The sequence below is a fragment of the Sphingobium sp. B2D3A genome (genome assembly GCF_025961795.1).
In the GTDB taxonomy this organism is placed as follows: Bacteria; Pseudomonadota; Alphaproteobacteria; order Sphingomonadales; family Sphingomonadaceae; genus Sphingobium.
Genome location: NZ_JAOQOI010000001.1, coordinates 1904897 through 1922276 on the forward strand (window position 1 = coordinate 1904897; position 17380 = coordinate 1922276).

The window sequence follows — 17380 nt, forward strand, 5'->3', positions numbered from 1 at the left end:
AACCCTAATAACGGAAAGAATTTTTAACTTCTGTTAACCTCCGGCCTCCACTTGCGGGATCACCATACCAGCAAGGGAATCGGGGATTTGCTAAACAATTTCAAACATGTTGCCTTCGGGGCAGCAGCGCTTCTGCTCGCCTCCGCGTCGACCACTGCGATGGCGTCGTCGGGTGACGTCATTATCGTTACGAACAGCACGGGCCCGAATGTCAGTGCATCAAACGGCCTCAAAGAGCGTCTGGAGGCGGCTGGCTACTCGGTCACGATCCAGCAGGACGCCGCCAACATCAACGGCAGCAGCCCGATCGCGCAGGTATGGGACGTGCGTTACGATGCCGCGCTCTCGGGAGGCGAGCAGACCGATTATTTGACCTACCTGAGTAACGCGGGCGGGCTTTTTCTTCTGGGTGAAAACCCGGGTCAGGCCCTGCGGAACAATTCCATTTCAAGCTTCATCAGTGCTGCCGGTGGCGGCAATGTCACGGTCGACGCCACTGATGTGACAAACCAGTATGTAACCGATCTGTTCAACGGCAGTGGGTTGATCGTAGCTGATGCAGTCACGGAGTTTTTTGTGCCCTGGGCGGGCGCATTCACGAGTCCAGGCACCGGAACGTTCTTCACAACCACGGGCCCGAATGGGACCGGATTTGGCACCGGTCTAGCCTTTGGCGCCGGGTCGCTGGCTAATGCGCCTGCCGGTCGTTTGCTAAGCTATCTTGATGTTAACACGTTCCAGGCGGCTGCCTGGACGGATACGCCGGCTCTGCGCTCGCTGGTAGACCGGATGATTGGCTTCGTCGCCGGTGATTTCCAGATTGATCCCAACCTGCCGCCAGTCGGCGGCACCCCTGTCATCGATGACAGTCAGCCGAGCTTCAACTTAGGTGACAGCGCGGCGACCGGCAGCACGATCAGCTTCGATGGCGGCACGCTGGATCTGACCGGTGGTAGCGATCCGGCCAATCTGGTGACGGCGGACGTTTCGATCACCGACAATGGGGCGTTTATCAATACGGCCGGCAATAGCGGCACGTTTGCGGGCACCATCATCGGTGTCGGCGGGCTGATCGTTTCCGGGCAAGGCTCGCTCGCCTTGACCGGCACCAACACTTTTGAGGGCGGCACGGTGATCACCGACAGCTCCACCGTCGAGATCGCCAGCGCGGATGCGCTGGGCACTGGCGGCGTGGTGCTGATGCAGGGGCGCCTGCGCTTCGGGGCGGACGGCACGGTCAATGTGCCCGTCAACCTTATGGCTGGCCTCAATGCCCTTGATACGGGCGCCAACGACGTCTCGATGGGCGGCGAAATCACCGGCAGCGGCAGCTTCGTGAAGACCGGAAGTGGCACGCTCGTGCTGACCGGCGCGAACAGCTACACCGGCGGCACCACGATCGCTGCCGGCACGCTGCAGGCCAGCAGCACGACGATCGGCACCGGCAATGTGCTTAACGCCGGCACCTTGGTGATGGACCAGTCTGTGGATGGCAGCTTCGGTGGCGCGGTGGCTGGCAACGGCAATCTCGTCAAGACTGGCAGCGGTACCCTGACTTTGACCGGTGCGAACAGCTACACTGGCGGCACCACGATCGCAGCCGGCACGCTGCAGGCCAGCAGCACGACGATCGGCACCGGCAATGTGCTTAACGCCGGCACCTTGATGATGGACCAGTCTGTCGATGGCAGCTTCGGTGGCGCGGTGTCTGGCACCGGCAGCTTCGTCAAAACGGGCGAGGGCAAGTTGAACCTCACTGGCACCAGCAGCTACTCCGGCGCGACCATCGTGGAGGAGGGCCGGCTGGCCGTGAATGGCTCCATCGCCAACTCCGGCGTGATCGTCGAGAGCGGCGGATCGATCGGCGGCAACGGCACGGTGGGCGGCCTCATCGTGCGCACCAACGCCACGGCAGCGCCTGGCAACTCGATCGGTCAGCTTCAAGCGGCCACCACTGTCCTGTTCGAGCAGGGCTCGGTGTTCGAGGTCGAGGTTGATGCCTCAGGCGCGAGCGACCGTGTTGTGGCCTCGGGCGTCGCTACGTTGGAAGGCGGCACCGTGCAGGTGCTGGCCGCCAATGGCGATTACCGCCCGCACACCAGCTACCAGATCCTCACGGCGGCTGGCGGCGTTGTCGGCGAGTTTGAGGATGTGACCAGCAACCTCGCCTTCCTGCTGCCAAACCTGACCTATGGCGCCAATGCCGTGACGCTGACGCTGACCCGCAACGATGTCCAGTTCGCCGATGTCGCCGTGACGGCCAACCAGCGGGCCACCGCGGTGGCCCTCGGCACCAGCTTCTCCGCCGCGACCCCGGTCTATCTGGAACTGGTCGGCGAGTCCGCTCAGGGTGCGCAGGCGGCTTTCGACAGCCTCTCGGGCGAGGTCCATGCCTCCACGCTGACCGTGGTCGCGCAGCAGGCGGACGAGATGCGGCGGGCGCTGCTCTCCCGCATGGCGGCGCCTGCCGGAGAAGGCCTGACGCTGTGGACGGACGTTCACCGCTCCTGGAACCAGCTCTATGGCAACCGCAACGTAGCGGACGTTTCGAGCGATGCCTATGGCTTCCAGGTCGGGCTGGAGACGCAGATGGGCGCCCTGCGCATCGGCGTGGCCGGCGGCTATGCGAATGGCGATGCCTCGATCGGCGCGCGCCAGTCCCAGGCGGATACCGAAACCGTCAGCGGCGCAATCTATGCCGGCGGCGACTTCGGCCGCCTCGCCCTGCGGGCCGGCGCAAGCTATAGCGACTACGACTTCAAGACGCGTCGTACTGCTGTGGTTGGCGATATCGCCCAAACGCTGACCGCCAATTATGGCGGCCGCGCGATCCAGGCATTCGGTGAAGCCGGCACGGCGGTTCCGCTCGGCATCGGCACGGTAGAGCCGTTCGTTGGCGTGAACGCGATCTGGCTGAAGAACGATGCGTTCACCGAGGCAGGTGGTTCGCTCGCGCTGACCGGTGAAGAGAAGGAGCGTCGCCGCGCCTGGGCCACGCTCGGCCTTAAGGCCAGCGTTCCGCTCAATGTTGGATCGCCGGTGAGCATCGGTGCGAAGCTGGGCTGGCAACATGCGCTGACCGGCCGGTCGGTCGCGTCCGATCTCGCCTTCGTGGCGGGCGGGCAGGACTTGCGCATCGAGGGCGTGCCGCTCGCACGCAATGCGGCGCTGGTCGATGCGGGCATTCGCTGGTCGGCCACGCGCAACCTGAGCCTAGGCGTCACCTACACCGGCAGTATTGCCGACCAGGGCCAGTCCCACGCCGCGCGGGCCGTGCTCGCTGCGAGCTTCTGAAGACAGACAAAGGATCGGGCGCGACACAATGTCGCGCCCGGTTCATTTCCTTGCGGGGCCGTTCATCAGATCGATGAGGTCTTGCGCATGGGCCATTCCGGCCGCCTGCACGGCCGTTTCGAGCTGCCGATAGGCTTCCAGGACCGCCCGGCCATGATCGGTGAGGCGCGATCCGCCGCCGCTGGCGCCACCCTTGGCGGTTTCGATTAGCGGGGCGCCCCATCCTGTGTTGAGAATATCGACCATGTCGCGGGTGCGGCGATAGCTGGTTCCGATCGCCCGGCCTGCCGCCGCGATCGACCCCGTGCGCGCGATTTCCGCGAGCAACTGCGCCTTGCCCGGCCCGATGGCGATCACACCATCGGCGATCACCTGCGCCTTGATCTTCAGCGTCGTTCCGCCGTCCTCACCCACGCCTTGCCGACCTCCTCTGCGCGCCTCCGTGCGCATGCAGGACACTTGACACAGCGCCCCGCAGACGTCGATGTGCGCAATGTTATACATCGATCGAAGGGCGGACCTCATGACTCATCTGCTGCGCCGTTGCGCCGTGCTGCTCGGCCTGCTGGCGCTGGTCGCGTGCGGCAAGCCCGAGCCGGCGCCGCAGATCGCGGCTGCTGCCGACCTGCGCCTCGCGCTGACCGATGCGGCGGCGGCGTTCGAGAAAGAGACCGGTGAGAAGGTGGTGCTCAACTTCGGTGCCTCGGGTAATCTCACGCGGCAATTACAGCAGGGCGCGCCGTTCGAGCTCTTCCTCTCCGCCGATGAAAGCTATGTGACGCAGCTCGCCAAGGCCGGCAAAACTCGCGACGAAGGCCGGCTCTACGCCATCGGGCGCCTGGCGCTGATCGCGCCTAAGGGCTCGCCACTTAGGCTCGATTCGCAGCTTGCCGGTCTGCGTGAGGCGCTGGCGCGCGGGGACATCAGCCGCTTTGCCATCGCCAATCCCGAACATGCGCCTTATGGTCGCCGTGCGCAGGAGGCGCTGGATCATGCCGGCCTGTGGAAACCGCTTCAAGATAAGCTCGTGCTGGGGGAAAATGTGTCGCAGGCGCTGCAGTTCGCCACGGAAGGTGGGGCGCAGGGCGGCATCGTCGCGCATTCGCTGGTGCTCGATCCTGCTGTGAAGGGCAGGGCGGCCTATGTGCTGATCCCCGCCGACTGGCACACGCCGCTGCGCCAGCGCATGGTGCTGATGAAGACGGCGGGGCCGGTGGCCGAGCGCTTCTATGCTTATCTGGCCGGGCCTGCTGCCAAGGCGATCTTCGCCAAATACGGCTTCACCCTGCCGGCCGGAGCACTCTGACCGGCGATGGACTGGCAAGCGCTCAATCTCTCGCTCCTGCTCGGCGCGCTCACCGTCGCGATCCTGCTGCCGCTGGCGCTGGTGCTCGGGCGCTGGCTGGCGCTGGCGGGCTTTCGCGGGCGGGCGGTGATCGAGGCGCTGGTGACGCTGCCGCTGGTGCTGCCACCGACGGTGATCGGCTTTTACCTGCTCTCCGCCATGGGGCCGCAAAGCTGGGCGGGGCGGGTATGGAGTGCGCTGTTCGGTAGCGGGCTGGCTTTCAGCTTCGAGGCGATCCTGCTCGCATCAGTGCTGGTCAATCTCCCCTTTGCCGTGCAGCCGGTGCAGCGGGCTTTCGAGAGCATTGATGCCGATTTGCGCGATGCCGCGGCGACCTGCGGCCATTCGCTCTGGCACAGCCTGTGGCGGATCGAACTGCCGTTGGCCTGGCCGGGCATCCTCACCGGCGCCGTGTTGACCTTCGCTCATACGCTGGGCGAATTCGGCGTGGTGCTGATGGTCGGCGGATCGATCCCCGGCAAGACGCGCACGCTGGCGCTCTCGCTCTATGATCGCGTGCAGGCGTTCGACATGGCGTCTGCCAATGAGATGGCGCTGCTGCTGATGGCGGTCTCGCTGGTGGCGGTCAGCCTTGTTTTCCTGCTGGGGCAGAGGGGGCGCCGACATGGCTGAGGCGAGCGGGGAGGGCGTGACTTTGCATCTGCGCCATCATGCGCCCATCGCGCTGGACGTGGAGCTCACTCTGGCGCGTGGGCGGACCTTGGCGCTCGTCGGTCCCTCGGGTGCCGGAAAAACCTCCATCTTGCGCGCGATTGCGGGGCTGCTGGCGCCTGCTAGCGGACGGATCAGCGTCAACGGCCAATGCTGGCTGGATACCCACGCCGGCGTGCAGATGCGCGCGCGGGACCGGCATGTCGGCTTCGTGTTCCAATCCTACGCCCTGTTCCCGCACATGAGCGCGCGGCAGAATGTGATGGAAGCATTGCTGGATATCCCGGCGACGCAGCGGCAGGGGCGCGCGGATGCGCTGCTTGCGCAGGTCCATCTGGGCGGGCTGGAAGACCGGCGCCCCCGTGAACTCTCCGGCGGTCAGCAGCAGCGCGTCGCGCTGGCCCGGGCGCTCGCGCGCGATCCGCAGGTGCTGCTGCTCGATGAGCCTTTTTCTGCCGTGGATCATCCGACCCGCCGGGCGCTCCATCGCCTGCTGGTCGAATTGCGCGCCCGCTCGGACATTCCCATCATCCTCGTGTCCCATGATGTGCGCGATGCCGCCGATGCTGCCGACGAGGTCGCGCTGGTGCTGGATGGCCGGATCGTGGAGCAGGGCGATCCGCATACCCTTATGAGCGCTCCGCAGAGCCGCTTGTCGCGCTGGCTTGCCGGCTAAGCCTGGCTGGCTACCTCCGGAAAGCCAGCCACCAGCGCATCCAGCCCCGGCTCGAAGCTCCCTTCAAAGTCCAATATGCGATCGAGGAAACTGTGCATCGGCCCGTTCGCCTCGAAGGCCGACCAGCCCAGCACGAAGGAGATGACTGCGGCCTGCCGGGCAAGAGCGTACTGCTGCGGCAGGCCCAGCGCCAATAGTGGCGCGGCGATGCGGTGCGCATGGACCGCTGGGTCGGCCTCCGCCGGCGGGCGAGAGACTGCGCAGAGCAGCGCGCCATCGCGATGAGCAAGGAAGCTGCGTCGCAGAGCCCGCCCGAACTGTCGCAGCCAGTCGCGCCAGTCCTCGGCGTGGGTAACGTCCGCATAAGCCCGGCCATGAATGCGGCGGGCCATCAGACCCAGCAACTCAGCCTTGTCCTTCACGTGCCAATAGATCGCCGGGGCTTGCACATTGAGGCGCGCGGCCAGCTTGCGCATGCTCAGCGCGTCCAGCCCGTCGGCCTCCAACTGGGCAAATGCCGCGTGCAGCAAGCGCTCGATATCCAGCGGAACGGAGATGGGGGAAGCCATAGAGGATCATTGACTCCTTAACAGCGTTAAGTCAATTTGCGTGCAGTGGTTGAAGCTGGAGAGGCGCCTGTCATGGCCTATGTTCGCAATGCCTGGTATGTCGCGGGATGGTCGCATGAACTGGAGGCGGAGAAGCCCTTCGCCATCTCGATCCTCGGCGAGCGGATCGTCATCTGGCGCACGGCGTCCGGCGCGCTCCACGCATTGGAAGATCGCTGCGTCCACCGCCTCGCGCCGCTTTCGCTGGGGCGCTGTGAAGGCGAGCGGCTGCGCTGCATGTATCATGGCCTGCTGTTCGATGCAGACGGGCAGGTCGTCGAGATCCCCGGCCAGGCGCAGATCCCGCCGCAGGCCCGCGTGCGCCGCTATGCCGTGGTGGATCGCCACAGCTGGCTGTGGGTCTGGATGGGCGATGTCGACGCGGCCGATGAGCGCCTGATTCCGCCCGCCGTGGGGCTGGACCACCCCGATTACATTCTCGGCCATGGCCACCTCGATTATGCGGCGGAAGCGCGGCTCATCAACGACAATCTGCTCGATTTCAGCCATTTGACCTTCGTCCATGCCGAGAGCTTCGGTTCCGGGCCGCAATTTGCCGAGACGCCGGCGCGGATCACGCCGCTTGAGCGGGGCATCCGCTATGAGCGCTGGACGGAGAACGCCATCGGATCGGCCTCGCGCCGCAGCCCAGAACCGATGGACAGCTTCATGAGCTATGATTTCCTCATTCCTGGCATCCTGCTGATGACCGGCGGTGTCTTCCCGCTCGGTACCGCCAAGGCTTGCGACTATGGCCAGCCGGATCTCTCTCAGGCGGTGAGCGGCGTCACCTTCACCAGCCAGGCGGTGACGCCGATGCGCGACAAGAGCGCGCGCTATTTCTTCTCCTGGGGGCCGCATCGCAGCCATGGTGACGAGGCGCTGCGCGACGTTTTGATGCGCATGGCCGATCAGGCCTTCGCCGAGGACAAGGTGATGATCGAGGCCCAGCAGCGCGTGATCGACGATACGCCAGAGGTGCAGGTGATGCCCACCGTGCACGATCGCGGCGTGACCCTGTTCAATCGTCTGGTCGAGAAGCTGGCGCGACAGGAGAGCGGGGCGGAGCGGGCGGCCGCCTGACCGGTACGTCTCACACGTTCTCACGCCGTTTCTCCAGGCCTGGTGCCCGTCCGGTCATCCGCTTGTAGAAGCGCGAGAAGTAGGATGGGTCGTCAAAACCGAGCTCCGCCGCCACCTCGTAGCAGCCGGCATTGGTGAAGCGCAGCAACCGCCGCGCCTCAAACAGCAGCCGGCGGTTGATGATCTGCAGCGGCGTCATGCCGAAGCTGGCCTGTGTCTGGCGCGAGAGCGTGCGGACCGTGCAATGCAGCCGCTGCGCATAATGCTCGATCGGTCGATGCTCGCGATAAGTCGCCTCGACCATCACGCGAAACCGCTCGGCTAGGGTAGACCGCGCGGTATCCGGCGGTGCGCCGGCAGCAAGGGTCGTGCGTAGCCAGGCTTCGGCAAGCGCATGATGCAGCCGCTGGCCATTGGGTGCGAACCGGTCCTGCTCGGCCTCGACCAGCGCGGTGCCCAGCGCCTCCAGACGCGCGGTCAGCGCTGCGTCCGGTCGCAGGATCGCCGGCGTCCGGAGATGTTGCCCCAGCGCATCCTGCCGCGTGAGACTGTCCACAAAATCCTGTGAGGCCGTCACGACAAATCCCTCGACATCGGGCGAGAAGCCGAAGCCATGCACAATTCCGCTCGGCGCGCAGACCAGCAAAGGACCGGCCTCCCGCCGATCCTCACCCGCAAGATGCAGCCGCACCTCGCCCCGCGCCACGAACAGCATCTGCGTGAGCGACGCATGGGTGTGGGGCGCGATTTCCCAGTCATAGCGCCGGCTGCGCACGGCAATCGTCTCGGCGTGGAAAAAGTCCTCGCGCCGTGCCGCCTTGTCCTCGCCATAGAGATCGTAAGCTGGGATGATCGCTTCGCGGGAATGGTGTGGAGGATGGGGGAGGGAAGTCATGTCCGGAAAATACCAGAGCTTGTCGCAACTGTCCCTTCCCAAATGCGCGCCGTCATGCGGATATGCGGCCAAGAGTCCGCGAGGAGGATGGAATGACACAGGTGTGCATCATTGGCGCTGGGCCGGCGGGTCTGCTGCTAGGGCATCTGCTGCGGGCTGAGGGCATCGATTGTATCGTGCTGGAGCGCCAGACGCCCGATTATGTGCTCGGCCGCATCCGCGCCGGCGTGCTGGAGCGCGTCACCGTCGAGCTGATGGAACGACTTGGCCTCAATGCGCGGCTGAAGGCCGAGGGCCTTGTGCACGATGGCTTCAACCTGGCCGATGGCGAGCGGCTGATCCGCATCGATATCGCCAAGCTCACCGGCGGCCATGTCGTCGTCTACGGCCAGACCGAGCTGACCAAGGATCTCATGGATGCCTGTGACGAGCGCGGGCTGGAGGTCGTCTATGGCGCTGCCGATGTCGCCCTGCACGAGATCGAGAGCGACACGCCTTATGTTACCTATAGCAAGGACGGTCGCGAACACCGCGTGGATGCGCGCATCATCGTCGGTTGCGATGGTTATCATGGCCCCAGCCGTCAGGCGATCCCGGCCAGCGCCGGCCAGTCCTACGAGCGGGAATATCCCTTCGGCTGGCTCGGCATCCTCGCCGATGTGCCGCCCTGCAATCACGAGCTGATCTACGCCAATCACGAACGCGGTTTCGCGCTGGCCTCCATGCGCAGCGAGACGCGCAGCCGCTATTATGTCGACGTGCCGCTGACCGAGAAGATCGAGGACTGGCCGGATGAGCGCGTGTGGGACGAGTTGGCGATCCGCCTCGGGCCGGATGCCGCGGCGCACATCACCCGGGGCCCGGCGTTGGAGAAGTCCATCGCGCCACTGCGCTCCTTCGTCTTCGCGCCGATGCGCCATGGCAGCCTGCTGCTCTGCGGCGACAGCGCCCATATTGTGCCGCCCACCGGCGCCAAGGGCCTCAACCTTGCCGCCAGCGACGTGCATTATGCCGCCTCAGCGCTCAGCGCCTTATTCAAGCGCAACGATGCCGATGCCGTCGCCGGCTATTCGGACAAGGCCCTGGCCCGCGTCTGGAAGGCCGAGCGGTTCAGCTGGTCGCTGACGCGCCTCATGCACCGCTTCCCCGAAGACGGCCCCTTCGAGCGCGCCATGCAGGTTGCCGAACTGGATTATATCGCCGGCAGCGTCGCCGCGCAGACCAGCATCGCCGAGAATTATGTGGGACTGCCGGTGTAATCAGTAACGGCATCGTTCATGGGGGAACCACGTGGCCGCATCAGCGCACGCTCCACCGCAATCATATTGTCAACTTAAACGTTAGACATTAGACCGTGAGACGATCGGGACGTAGACCGAGCCGACTGATCTGCCCTGAGAACAGGAGTTTTGATCATGGATCATGTGACATCCACATTGTCGACCCCGCTGGTCCTCACCGTACCGGGATTGGACGGCAGCGGCCCCGCGCATTGGCAGAGCATTTGGGAGCGTGAGAGCGAGGAGTGCGTCCGTGCCGACCTCGGCAATTGGGCGCGGCCCAACCGCACGCATTGGGTGAGCAAGCTCAATCTGGCGATCCGCAGCGCGGGCCGGCCGGTCATTCTGGCGGCGCACAGTTTGGGGTGCCACGCCGTCGCTGCCTGGGCTGCGATGGAGCGGCCGGACTTCGGCTATCCGGTTGTCGGCGCGCTGCTCGTTGCGCCGCCCGAACTGGATCTGGCACCGCTGGATGAGCGGCTGGAGCCGTTCGCTCCAGCCTCGCGCGCGCCATTGCCTTTCCCCTCGATTTTGGTGGCGAGCCGCGACGATCCATACATCCAATACCACCGGGCAAGGCGTCTCGCCCAGTTCTGGGGCAGCCGCTTTGCCGATGCCGGCGCGGTCGGCCACATCAACGCGGCGTCTGGCCTGGGGGGCTGGGGGTTCGGGCGTTTTCTTCTCGCCCGGCTCCACGGGGCAGGGCGCAAAGATAGGCACGGAACCGCCGCTTCGGTCTGGCCGATGGAAAGCGCGAGCGTTGACCTGTCGGCCTGATCCTGCTCGAAGGCCCAACTCCCGAGGCTAAAGCTCGACGCAGCCGCCGTCCACATACAGGTCGATGCCGGTGATGAAGCTGGCTTCGTCCGAAGCGAGGAACAGCACCGGGCGAGCGATTTCCTCCGGCGTGCCCATGCGCTTCATCGGGATGGCGTCGATCATCATCGCGCGCATGCCCGCCATGGCCTCGGGTGGCAGGCCGGAGCGGTTGATGATCGGCGTTTCGGTGGGGCCGGGGCTGACCATGTTGACGCGAATGCCCCGCCCGATCAGCTCAGCAGCGAGCGTACGCGCCACCGCGCGCAGCCCCGCCTTCGCCGCCGCATACATGGCATTGCCAGGCACTGCTGCGACCGACCCGATCGAGCCGGTGATGACGATGGCGCCGCCCGGTGTCTGCCCCATCAGCGGTAGGGCCTTCTGAACGGCAAAGAAGCAACCGCGCAGATTGACGCTGTGCACCTCGTCCCACTGCGCCGGCGTCACCTCTTCCACGGAAGCGAAAGCACCGATTCCGGCATTTACGAACAATATGTCGATCTGCCCATGGGCCGCGCGGATGGTATCCAGCACGGCATCATTGCTGTCGATCTGCGCGATATCCGCCTGAAAACCCTGCGCGCCGGGAATCGCCGCCACGGTTTCGTCGATGGTCGCCTGCGACCGCCCAGTAAGGAACACATGTGCGCCCTCGGCAGCAAATCCTTGCGCAGCAGCACGCCCGATCCCGCTGTTGCCGCCAATGACGAGCACCACCTTGTCCTGAAACCGCATCGCTCTCTCCCGTTGATTTTGTCCGGAGCCTAAACGGATGAGGGCGAAAGGCAAATGAGGGATTTGAGGCTATCCCTCGGCGAGCATTGACCGCCTTCATTCGACCACTTTCAGCACCTGCATCCCCTTGGTCCGGCTGGTGAGGTGATATTGGCGGCAGAGAGCGCAGCGATAGGGGCGGAGCGTAATCGTTGCGCGGAGCGCCACCGCGCGGGCGTCCGCTTCGGTGGCATAGCGCTTCTTTTTGGCGCAAATCCCAGCTCTTGTTCGCATTCGTCCCTCGTTCCGGGTGGCTTGCAGGCTGACGGCTATCCGACGCAATTGCCAGCGCACGACTTCCCATGCAGTTTGGCGCGGATGAGCGAGAATCACCAGCCTGCCGCCACCAGCCTTCCCGTCAGCCAGCGCGATCCCGAGACGCTGCCCTGGTGGCAGGGCGCGGCTATCTACCAGATCTATCCGCGCAGCTTTGCTGATTCCAACGATGACGGCGTCGGTGATCTACCGGGGATCACGGCGCATCTGGATCATGTCGCCAGCCTGGGCGTGGACGCCATCTGGCTCTCGCCCTTCTTCACCTCGCCGATGCGGGACTTCGGGTACGACGTTGCCGATTATTGCGATGTCGACCCGATCTTCGGCACGCTCGCCGATTTTGACGCCCTGCTGGCCCGCGCCCATGAGCTGGGACTGCGGGTGATCATCGATCAGGTCTTTGCCCATACCTCTGATCGCCACCCCTGGTTTCAGGCCAGCCGGGCTGACCGGCAGGGCGATCATGCCGGATGGTATGTCTGGGCTGATCCCAAGCCGGACGGTGCGCCGCCATCGAACTGGCAGAGCGTGTTCGGCGGCCCTGCCTGGACCTGGGATGCGCGGCGGCGGCAATATTATTTCCACAACTTCCTGCGCGAGCAGCCGCAGCTCAACGGGCATCATCCGCAAGTGCAGCAGGCCTTGCTCGACGTTTCGCGCTTCTGGCTGGACCGAGGCGTCGATGGCTTCCGGCTCGATGCGCTCAACTTCCTGATGCACGATCCGCGCCTGCGCCCCAATCCGCCGCACCCGAACCAGGCTGGGCAGCGCACGCGGCCGTTCGACTATCAGCAGCGCCGCTACAATCAAGGGCACCGCCATATTCCGCGGTTCATCGAGCGGGTGCGCGCGCTGATGGACAGCTATGATGACCGGTTCACCGTCGCCGAGATCGGCGGAGACGAGGCGCTGCGCGAGATGAAGCTCTACACCAGCGGCGAGAACCGGCTGAACACTAGCTACGGTTTCGATTTTCTCTATGCCGACGCGCTGACCCCGCGCGTGGTGGCGGATGCGATCGGCCAGTGGCCGGACCGCACCGGCATGGGCTGGCCGAGCTGGGCATTCGAGAACCATGATGCGCCCCGCGCCGTCACTCGCTGGCTGGCGGACGAGGTGGGCGCCGAGACGCGGGCGCGGTTCGCGGCGATGAAGCTGCTGCTGCTCACCTGCCTGCGCGGCAACATCTTCCTCTATCAGGGTGAGGAACTGGGACTGACGCAGGTGGATGTGCCGTTCGAGGATTTGCAGGATCCCGAGGCCATCGCCAACTGGCCGCTGACCCTCAGCCGCGACGGCGCCCGCACGCCGATGCCGTGGAAGGGTGACGCGCCTCATGCCGGCTTTTCGAGCGTGAAGCCGTGGCTGCCGGTGGGGGCTGACCATCCGGCCCTGGCTGTCGACAAGCAGGAGGCAGAGGAGGGATCGTTGCTCCATCTCACCCGCGCGCTGTTCGCCTTCCGCAAGGGGCAGCCCGCTTTGCGCTGGGGCGCCATCCGCTTTCTGCAGGTCGATGAGCAGGTGCTGCTGTTCGAGCGGCGCTTTGGCGAGCAGCGCCGGCTTTGCCTGTTCAATCTGGGGGCTGAGCCTACGCCTTGGCCCAAGCGGCTCGGTCGGGCGGCGCCATTGATGCAGGTCGGCGGCGCAGGACAGGGCGATCTGCCGGGCTATTCGGGCTGCGTTCTGGAGCCCTGAGCGCCTGCGCTTGGGGCCTGTCTGGGGAGATCGCTTGTCCGTCAGCCGGGGCAATCCGGTATCGCTGCAGCACGAAAACGGCCGGGAAGGCCGGGCTGACGGACAAGGCCATCGCTCTCATGCATGAATTAGCTTAACCGGAGCCTAACGGGAACTTTCGCGATCCAAAAATGTGCAAAAAGGCTCGGTGACCCGCAGCAGAAGAGGCGGCGGCGTGCCTTCAATCCTTGCGGGAGACCATGCCGGTGTGGTCCGGCATCGCAAGCGCTGCTGCCACGCCTGGGCGGGCCTTCATCCGCGCCATCCACGCCATGGCTTGCGGCGTGTGGGTCTCGTTCCACAGGTCGGGGTAGCTGCGCGGCATGGAGACGGCCATGGCGAAGACGGCGATGTCGGCCAGCGTGAACATGCCGCCGACCAGCCAGTCATGGCCTGCGAGCGCGCTTTCCACCCGGTCGGTCACGTCCTCCAGATTGGCGCGCCAGCCCTCAAGCTCTCGCTCGGAGAAGCCGCCCTTGGCCGCCAGCTCCCATTTGTCGCGCTTTTCCTTGAGCGGGATGCGCTTGAGTCGCGCCTCGAACTCGCCCTCGGGCAGCGCCTTGGCCATGCCGGGGATCACCCGATGCCAGGCGAGGAAGGAGAGGGACGGGCGGAACACCTCATCGACATATTTGGTCCAGATGCGCATCTGCCCCTGCAGATAGGGATCGGCCGGCTTAAGCGGCGGGCCATCGAAGGCGTCGTCGATATATTCGTTGATGACCGTCGATTCCGTCAGCACCCGGCCGTCGTGCACAAGCGTCGGCACCTGTCCGGCTGGGTTGATCGCGACATAGGCCGGCGCATGCTGCTCGAACTTCATCAGGTTGATGTAATGGCTGGTGAAGGGCACGCCTTTCTCATGAATGGCCTGCAAAACCTTCAGGCTGTTGGAAGCCGGCTCGCCATGATAGAGGTCCACGGTCATTGGTTGTAAATCCCCATAATAAGAGTGGTAGCCATGAGGCGAGGAGAGGCATGAAGACAGTAGCAGGCACGATGGCCTTCATCACCGGCGGTGCGAGCGGCATCGGCCTTGGCATGGCGCGCGCCCTGGCGGCGCAGGGCGGCAAGGTCGCGGTGTGCGATGTGCGCCCCGATCATCTGGGGCAGGCGGCGCAGGTCGCGGCGGACGAGGGCTGGGCGGATCGCTTCCGCGCGCTCCAACTCGATGTGCGCGACCGGGACGCCTTTGCTGCCGCGATGGACCAGGCCGAGGCCGCGCTCGGCCCGCTGCAGATTCTCATCAACAACGCCGGCATCGGCATCCAGGGCCCGGTCGATGAAGCGACCTATGCGGATTGGGACTGGGCCATCGGCGTCAATCTGATGGGCGTGGTCAACGGCCTCGTTTCGGGCCTGCCGCGCATCAAGGCGCATGGGCTGGGCGGGCATATCGTCAACACCGCCTCGCAGGGGGCGATCATGCAGGCGCGGGCCACGCGCGGCGTTTACGCGCCGACCAAGGCGGCGGTCATTTCCATGACCGAGCATCTCAAGCTGGAGCTGGATGCGAAGGGCAGCATGGGAGGCGGCGCGATCGGCGCCACGGTCGTGTGCCCCGGCCCGGTGCGCACCAATATCGAGGAAACCGAGCAGCACCGCCCGGCGGAGTTTCAGGTGGATACACCCTTCCGCCACCGGGATGAAACGCCGCCGCCCGGCGCCTTGCCGCCGACGGCGCCGGGTTTCTGGCTCGACCCGTTGACTGTTGGGGAGATGACCGTGGACGCGATCCTCACCGGCAAGCTCTATGTCATCACCCACCCGGCCTTCATTGGCTCGGTGAAGGCCCGCCATGCCGGCATCGAGGCGGCGATGGCGGAGGATTATCTGCCGCGCTGAGGCCATGGCGCCACTCAACGCCCAGTTGAGAACCGCACAGGCGCTCAGTGCGCGGCCTCGGCCTGACGCCGGCGGAACTCGTAGGTGTCGCCTTCCTCGCCGCTCTCATTGAGCGTCGCGCGGCGCATGTCGCGGCGATACTGGTCGGTTTCCAGCGGCGTCGCGGCGTGCAGGGCATAGCGATTGTCCCAAATCACGATGTCGCCGACCGTCCACTGATGGCGGTGGATATATTTGGGCTGCGTCACATGAGCGTACAGCTCTTCCACAAAGGCATGGCCCTCATCGTCGCTCATGCCGACCACGCCCACGCAATGCCCGCCGACGAACAGTGCCTTGCGCCCGAGCGGCGCCTCACGCACCAGCGGATGATGCACCGGTGGCATCGGCATCGCGGCCTTCATTTCCTCGGTAACCTCAAGCCCCGCATATTGGCGGCCGCGCCAGAAATCGTGGATGCCAGTCATGCCATCCACTCTGTCCTTCTTCGCCTGCGGCAGATCGTCATAAGCCGCGCGCAAATCGAGGAATAGCGTGTCGCCGCCAACCTCCGAGGGCGGGCACTCCACACCGCGCAGCATCGACCATTTAGAGGGCAGGGGGTTGAACGAGCTGTCGGCATGAAAACGCTCGGCACCCTTGGCGATGTTCGCATTGGCCGGGGTCAGCGGCTTGATATTGCCATCAGCATCGAGATTGCCGGCCGAGAACAACTCCGGCGCGATCCGGCCCGCCGGGCGCTTGCCATAATTGGGCGGATATTCCAGCGGCCCGAACAGCCGGGCGAAGCGGATATGCTCCTCATCCGTGATCTGCGCGTGCCGCACGACGCAGACGATGTGCTTGTCCATCGCATCCTGCACAGCCTGGCGCAAATCCTCGGTCGGCTCGGCCTTGAGGTCCGCCCCGACGATCTCGCCGAAGAACAGGGGATGAAGCTGATTGACGGTGATCATGGGCATCCTCTCTCGTCTTTCCCGCCTGTGCTTGCTTGAGTCTGCGGCGGTTATCGGCGCGGAGTGTGAGCCGGTTACAGGATCGAGTCAATATGGTTGGATTTTGCAATCATTGTAGGGCTTGGTGTTTCGTGCACGCCCCCGTCATTCCCGCGCACGCGGGAAGCCAGCAGTAACCTCGCCATGATGCGCAGCAATGATCCATGGTTTGCCAATCCAGAAGCGCCCCTCAAAAGCCCTTCCTCTTCACAGGAGGAGAAAAAAGCAGCGCTGTGAGAGACTGATAAGTTGTCGTTTTCTCATTGGGTCCAAGACCAGAAGTAGAGAGCATTCCGCTCGTAAACAGCTCCGGTTGAACCTTCGATTATCCCATTGGACCACTGGGTTTCAGCATAGCCACTTGTCTCATTGTTGAAGGTCGTCGGCCAGAAAGTTGCGCCGCACAAATGTTGGTCTGATGGAACTGGCCGGACAATCCGATCCTTTGGATCAAAGCGCCGACGTACGAAATCGTCGGCTTCCTCAGGCGACAATTCTACCCTCATGCACATGTGATAGTCGATCGCACCGATGCGGTAGATGTCCAATGGCTTGAGCAGATAGCGGGCGGGCAAGCTCCAGCGCATCGGTTCGATGGATATAACTGCCACGATAGCCAATGCTGCGGTTAACCACAGAAGCGCCCAGCAGCGATTGAAGGATCTGACGGTCACAATGCCACTCTGCCAAACGGAAGGAATGCCGGCAATGTCGTATGGGCCGGTCGTCGACTTGATGGGCGCGTCGCAGCGCGGCGGTCTCCTCTCCGCGGGATCCTCTAAGTCAATTGGCCCTCACTGATCAAAATGATCGCCGCGATTGCTGTAGCTGCTATGCCAGTCGATCCAACGACACCAATCAGTCCGACAACGCCAAATGCGGCGTGTCCGCTTTGGAAGTCTCGATGGATTTTAACGGCGCAGTAGATGGCGTTGCAGAACAGTCCCACGAGGATCAAAGGGGCAAAGACCATTTGTGTTTCTCCGGTGGATCATTTCAAAGGCCTTTCAGTATCACTCTAGGCCAATGAAATGCAGCCCTTCGACTGGATCAGGACGAACCGGTGTTAGGGGGGCAGCTTTTG

Annotated in this window: 17 protein-coding genes; 9 read left to right on the plus strand and 8 right to left on the minus strand. The window is 64.5% G+C overall.

Annotation, left to right across the window (positions count from 1 at the left end; all coding sequences use genetic code 11):
* Positions 1-87: 87 nt before the first annotated feature.
* Positions 88-3294 (plus strand): autotransporter domain-containing protein, encoded by a 3207-nt coding sequence (locus M2337_RS08815; protein ID WP_264569920.1) that lies wholly within the window; start codon positions 88-90, stop codon positions 3292-3294.
* Between the two features lie 42 nt (positions 3295-3336).
* Here M2337_RS08815 and M2337_RS08820 read toward each other — a convergent pair whose 3' ends face one another.
* Positions 3337-3708: a winged helix-turn-helix domain-containing protein gene (locus tag M2337_RS08820; protein WP_264569921.1), complete on the minus strand. Its 372-nt coding sequence runs from the start codon at positions 3706-3708 to the stop codon at positions 3337-3339.
* A gap of 109 nt (positions 3709-3817) precedes the next feature.
* Here M2337_RS08820 and modA point away from each other — a divergent pair, with 109 nt between their 5' ends.
* From modA to M2337_RS08835, 3 genes are read left to right on the plus strand one after another with little or no spacing between them, the layout of a single operon-like run.
* Positions 3818-4600, plus strand: coding sequence for a molybdate ABC transporter substrate-binding protein (gene modA / locus M2337_RS08825; protein ID WP_264569922.1), 783 nt, complete (start codon positions 3818-3820; stop codon positions 4598-4600).
* Between the two features lie 6 nt (positions 4601-4606).
* Positions 4607-5272: a molybdate ABC transporter permease subunit gene (modB, locus tag M2337_RS08830; RefSeq protein ID WP_264569923.1), complete on the plus strand. Its 666-nt coding sequence runs from the start codon at positions 4607-4609 to the stop codon at positions 5270-5272.
* The gene (locus M2337_RS08835; RefSeq protein ID WP_264569924.1) at positions 5265-5987 is read left to right on the plus strand and encodes an ABC transporter ATP-binding protein; all 723 of its coding nucleotides are present in this window, start codon (positions 5265-5267) and stop codon (positions 5985-5987) included. Before modB ends, M2337_RS08835 begins: the two co-directional genes overlap by 8 nt.
* On the opposite strand, the gene M2337_RS08840 is transcribed toward M2337_RS08835, so the two are convergent.
* Positions 5984-6556, minus strand: a complete 573-nt coding sequence (locus M2337_RS08840; RefSeq protein WP_264569925.1) for a TetR family transcriptional regulator — start codon at positions 6554-6556, stop codon at positions 5984-5986. The two genes, M2337_RS08835 and M2337_RS08840, sit on opposite strands and share 4 nt — an antisense overlap.
* 72 nt (positions 6557-6628) lie before the next feature.
* Between M2337_RS08840 and M2337_RS08845 the strand changes: the two genes are divergently transcribed.
* On the plus strand, positions 6629-7678 hold the full coding sequence (locus tag M2337_RS08845) for an aromatic ring-hydroxylating dioxygenase subunit alpha (protein ID WP_264569926.1): 1050 nt from the start codon (positions 6629-6631) through the stop codon (positions 7676-7678).
* A 10-nt stretch (positions 7679-7688) separates the two neighbouring features.
* On the opposite strand, the gene M2337_RS08850 is transcribed toward M2337_RS08845, so the two are convergent.
* Positions 7689-8573 carry a helix-turn-helix domain-containing protein gene (locus tag M2337_RS08850; protein ID WP_264569927.1) on the minus strand — a complete coding sequence of 295 codons (885 nt, stop codon included), beginning with the start codon at positions 8571-8573 and terminating at the stop codon, positions 7689-7691.
* Between the two features lie 92 nt (positions 8574-8665).
* Here M2337_RS08850 and pobA point away from each other — a divergent pair, with 92 nt between their 5' ends.
* Positions 8666-9832 carry a 4-hydroxybenzoate 3-monooxygenase gene (pobA, locus tag M2337_RS08855; protein WP_264569928.1) on the plus strand — a complete coding sequence of 389 codons (1167 nt, stop codon included), beginning with the start codon at positions 8666-8668 and terminating at the stop codon, positions 9830-9832.
* Positions 9833-9988: 156 nt separating this feature from the next.
* On the plus strand, positions 9989-10630 hold the full coding sequence (locus tag M2337_RS08860; protein WP_264569929.1) for an RBBP9/YdeN family alpha/beta hydrolase: 642 nt from the start codon (positions 9989-9991) through the stop codon (positions 10628-10630).
* 27 nt (positions 10631-10657) lie between these two features.
* On the opposite strand, the gene M2337_RS08865 is transcribed toward M2337_RS08860, so the two are convergent.
* Complete coding sequence (locus M2337_RS08865; protein ID WP_264569930.1) at positions 10658-11407, minus strand: SDR family NAD(P)-dependent oxidoreductase; 750 nt, start codon at positions 11405-11407, stop codon at positions 10658-10660.
* Between the two features lie 96 nt (positions 11408-11503).
* A complete protein-coding gene (locus tag M2337_RS08870) occupies positions 11504-11680 on the minus strand; it encodes a hypothetical protein (RefSeq protein WP_264569931.1) in 177 nt (58 codons plus the stop codon).
* Between the two features lie 84 nt (positions 11681-11764).
* On the opposite strand from M2337_RS08870, the gene M2337_RS08875 reads away from it, so the two are divergent.
* On the plus strand, positions 11765-13417 hold the full coding sequence (locus M2337_RS08875) for an alpha-glucosidase family protein (RefSeq protein ID WP_264569932.1): 1653 nt from the start codon (positions 11765-11767) through the stop codon (positions 13415-13417).
* A 220-nt stretch (positions 13418-13637) separates the two neighbouring features.
* Here the strand turns inward: M2337_RS08875 and M2337_RS08880 are convergent, their stop codons facing one another.
* Complete coding sequence (locus M2337_RS08880; RefSeq protein WP_264569933.1) at positions 13638-14384, minus strand: glutathione S-transferase family protein; 747 nt, start codon at positions 14382-14384, stop codon at positions 13638-13640.
* Between the two features lie 50 nt (positions 14385-14434).
* Between M2337_RS08880 and M2337_RS08885 the strand changes: the two genes are divergently transcribed.
* Positions 14435-15301: an SDR family NAD(P)-dependent oxidoreductase gene (locus tag M2337_RS08885; RefSeq protein ID WP_264569934.1), complete on the plus strand. Its 867-nt coding sequence runs from the start codon at positions 14435-14437 to the stop codon at positions 15299-15301.
* Between the two features lie 44 nt (positions 15302-15345).
* Here M2337_RS08885 and M2337_RS08890 read toward each other — a convergent pair whose 3' ends face one another.
* A complete protein-coding gene (locus M2337_RS08890; protein WP_264569935.1) occupies positions 15346-16257 on the minus strand; it encodes a TauD/TfdA dioxygenase family protein in 912 nt (303 codons plus the stop codon).
* A 299-nt stretch (positions 16258-16556) separates the two neighbouring features.
* Positions 16557-16970, minus strand: a complete 414-nt coding sequence (locus M2337_RS08895) for a hypothetical protein (protein ID WP_181559247.1) — start codon at positions 16968-16970, stop codon at positions 16557-16559.
* Positions 16971-17380 lie beyond the last annotated feature (410 nt).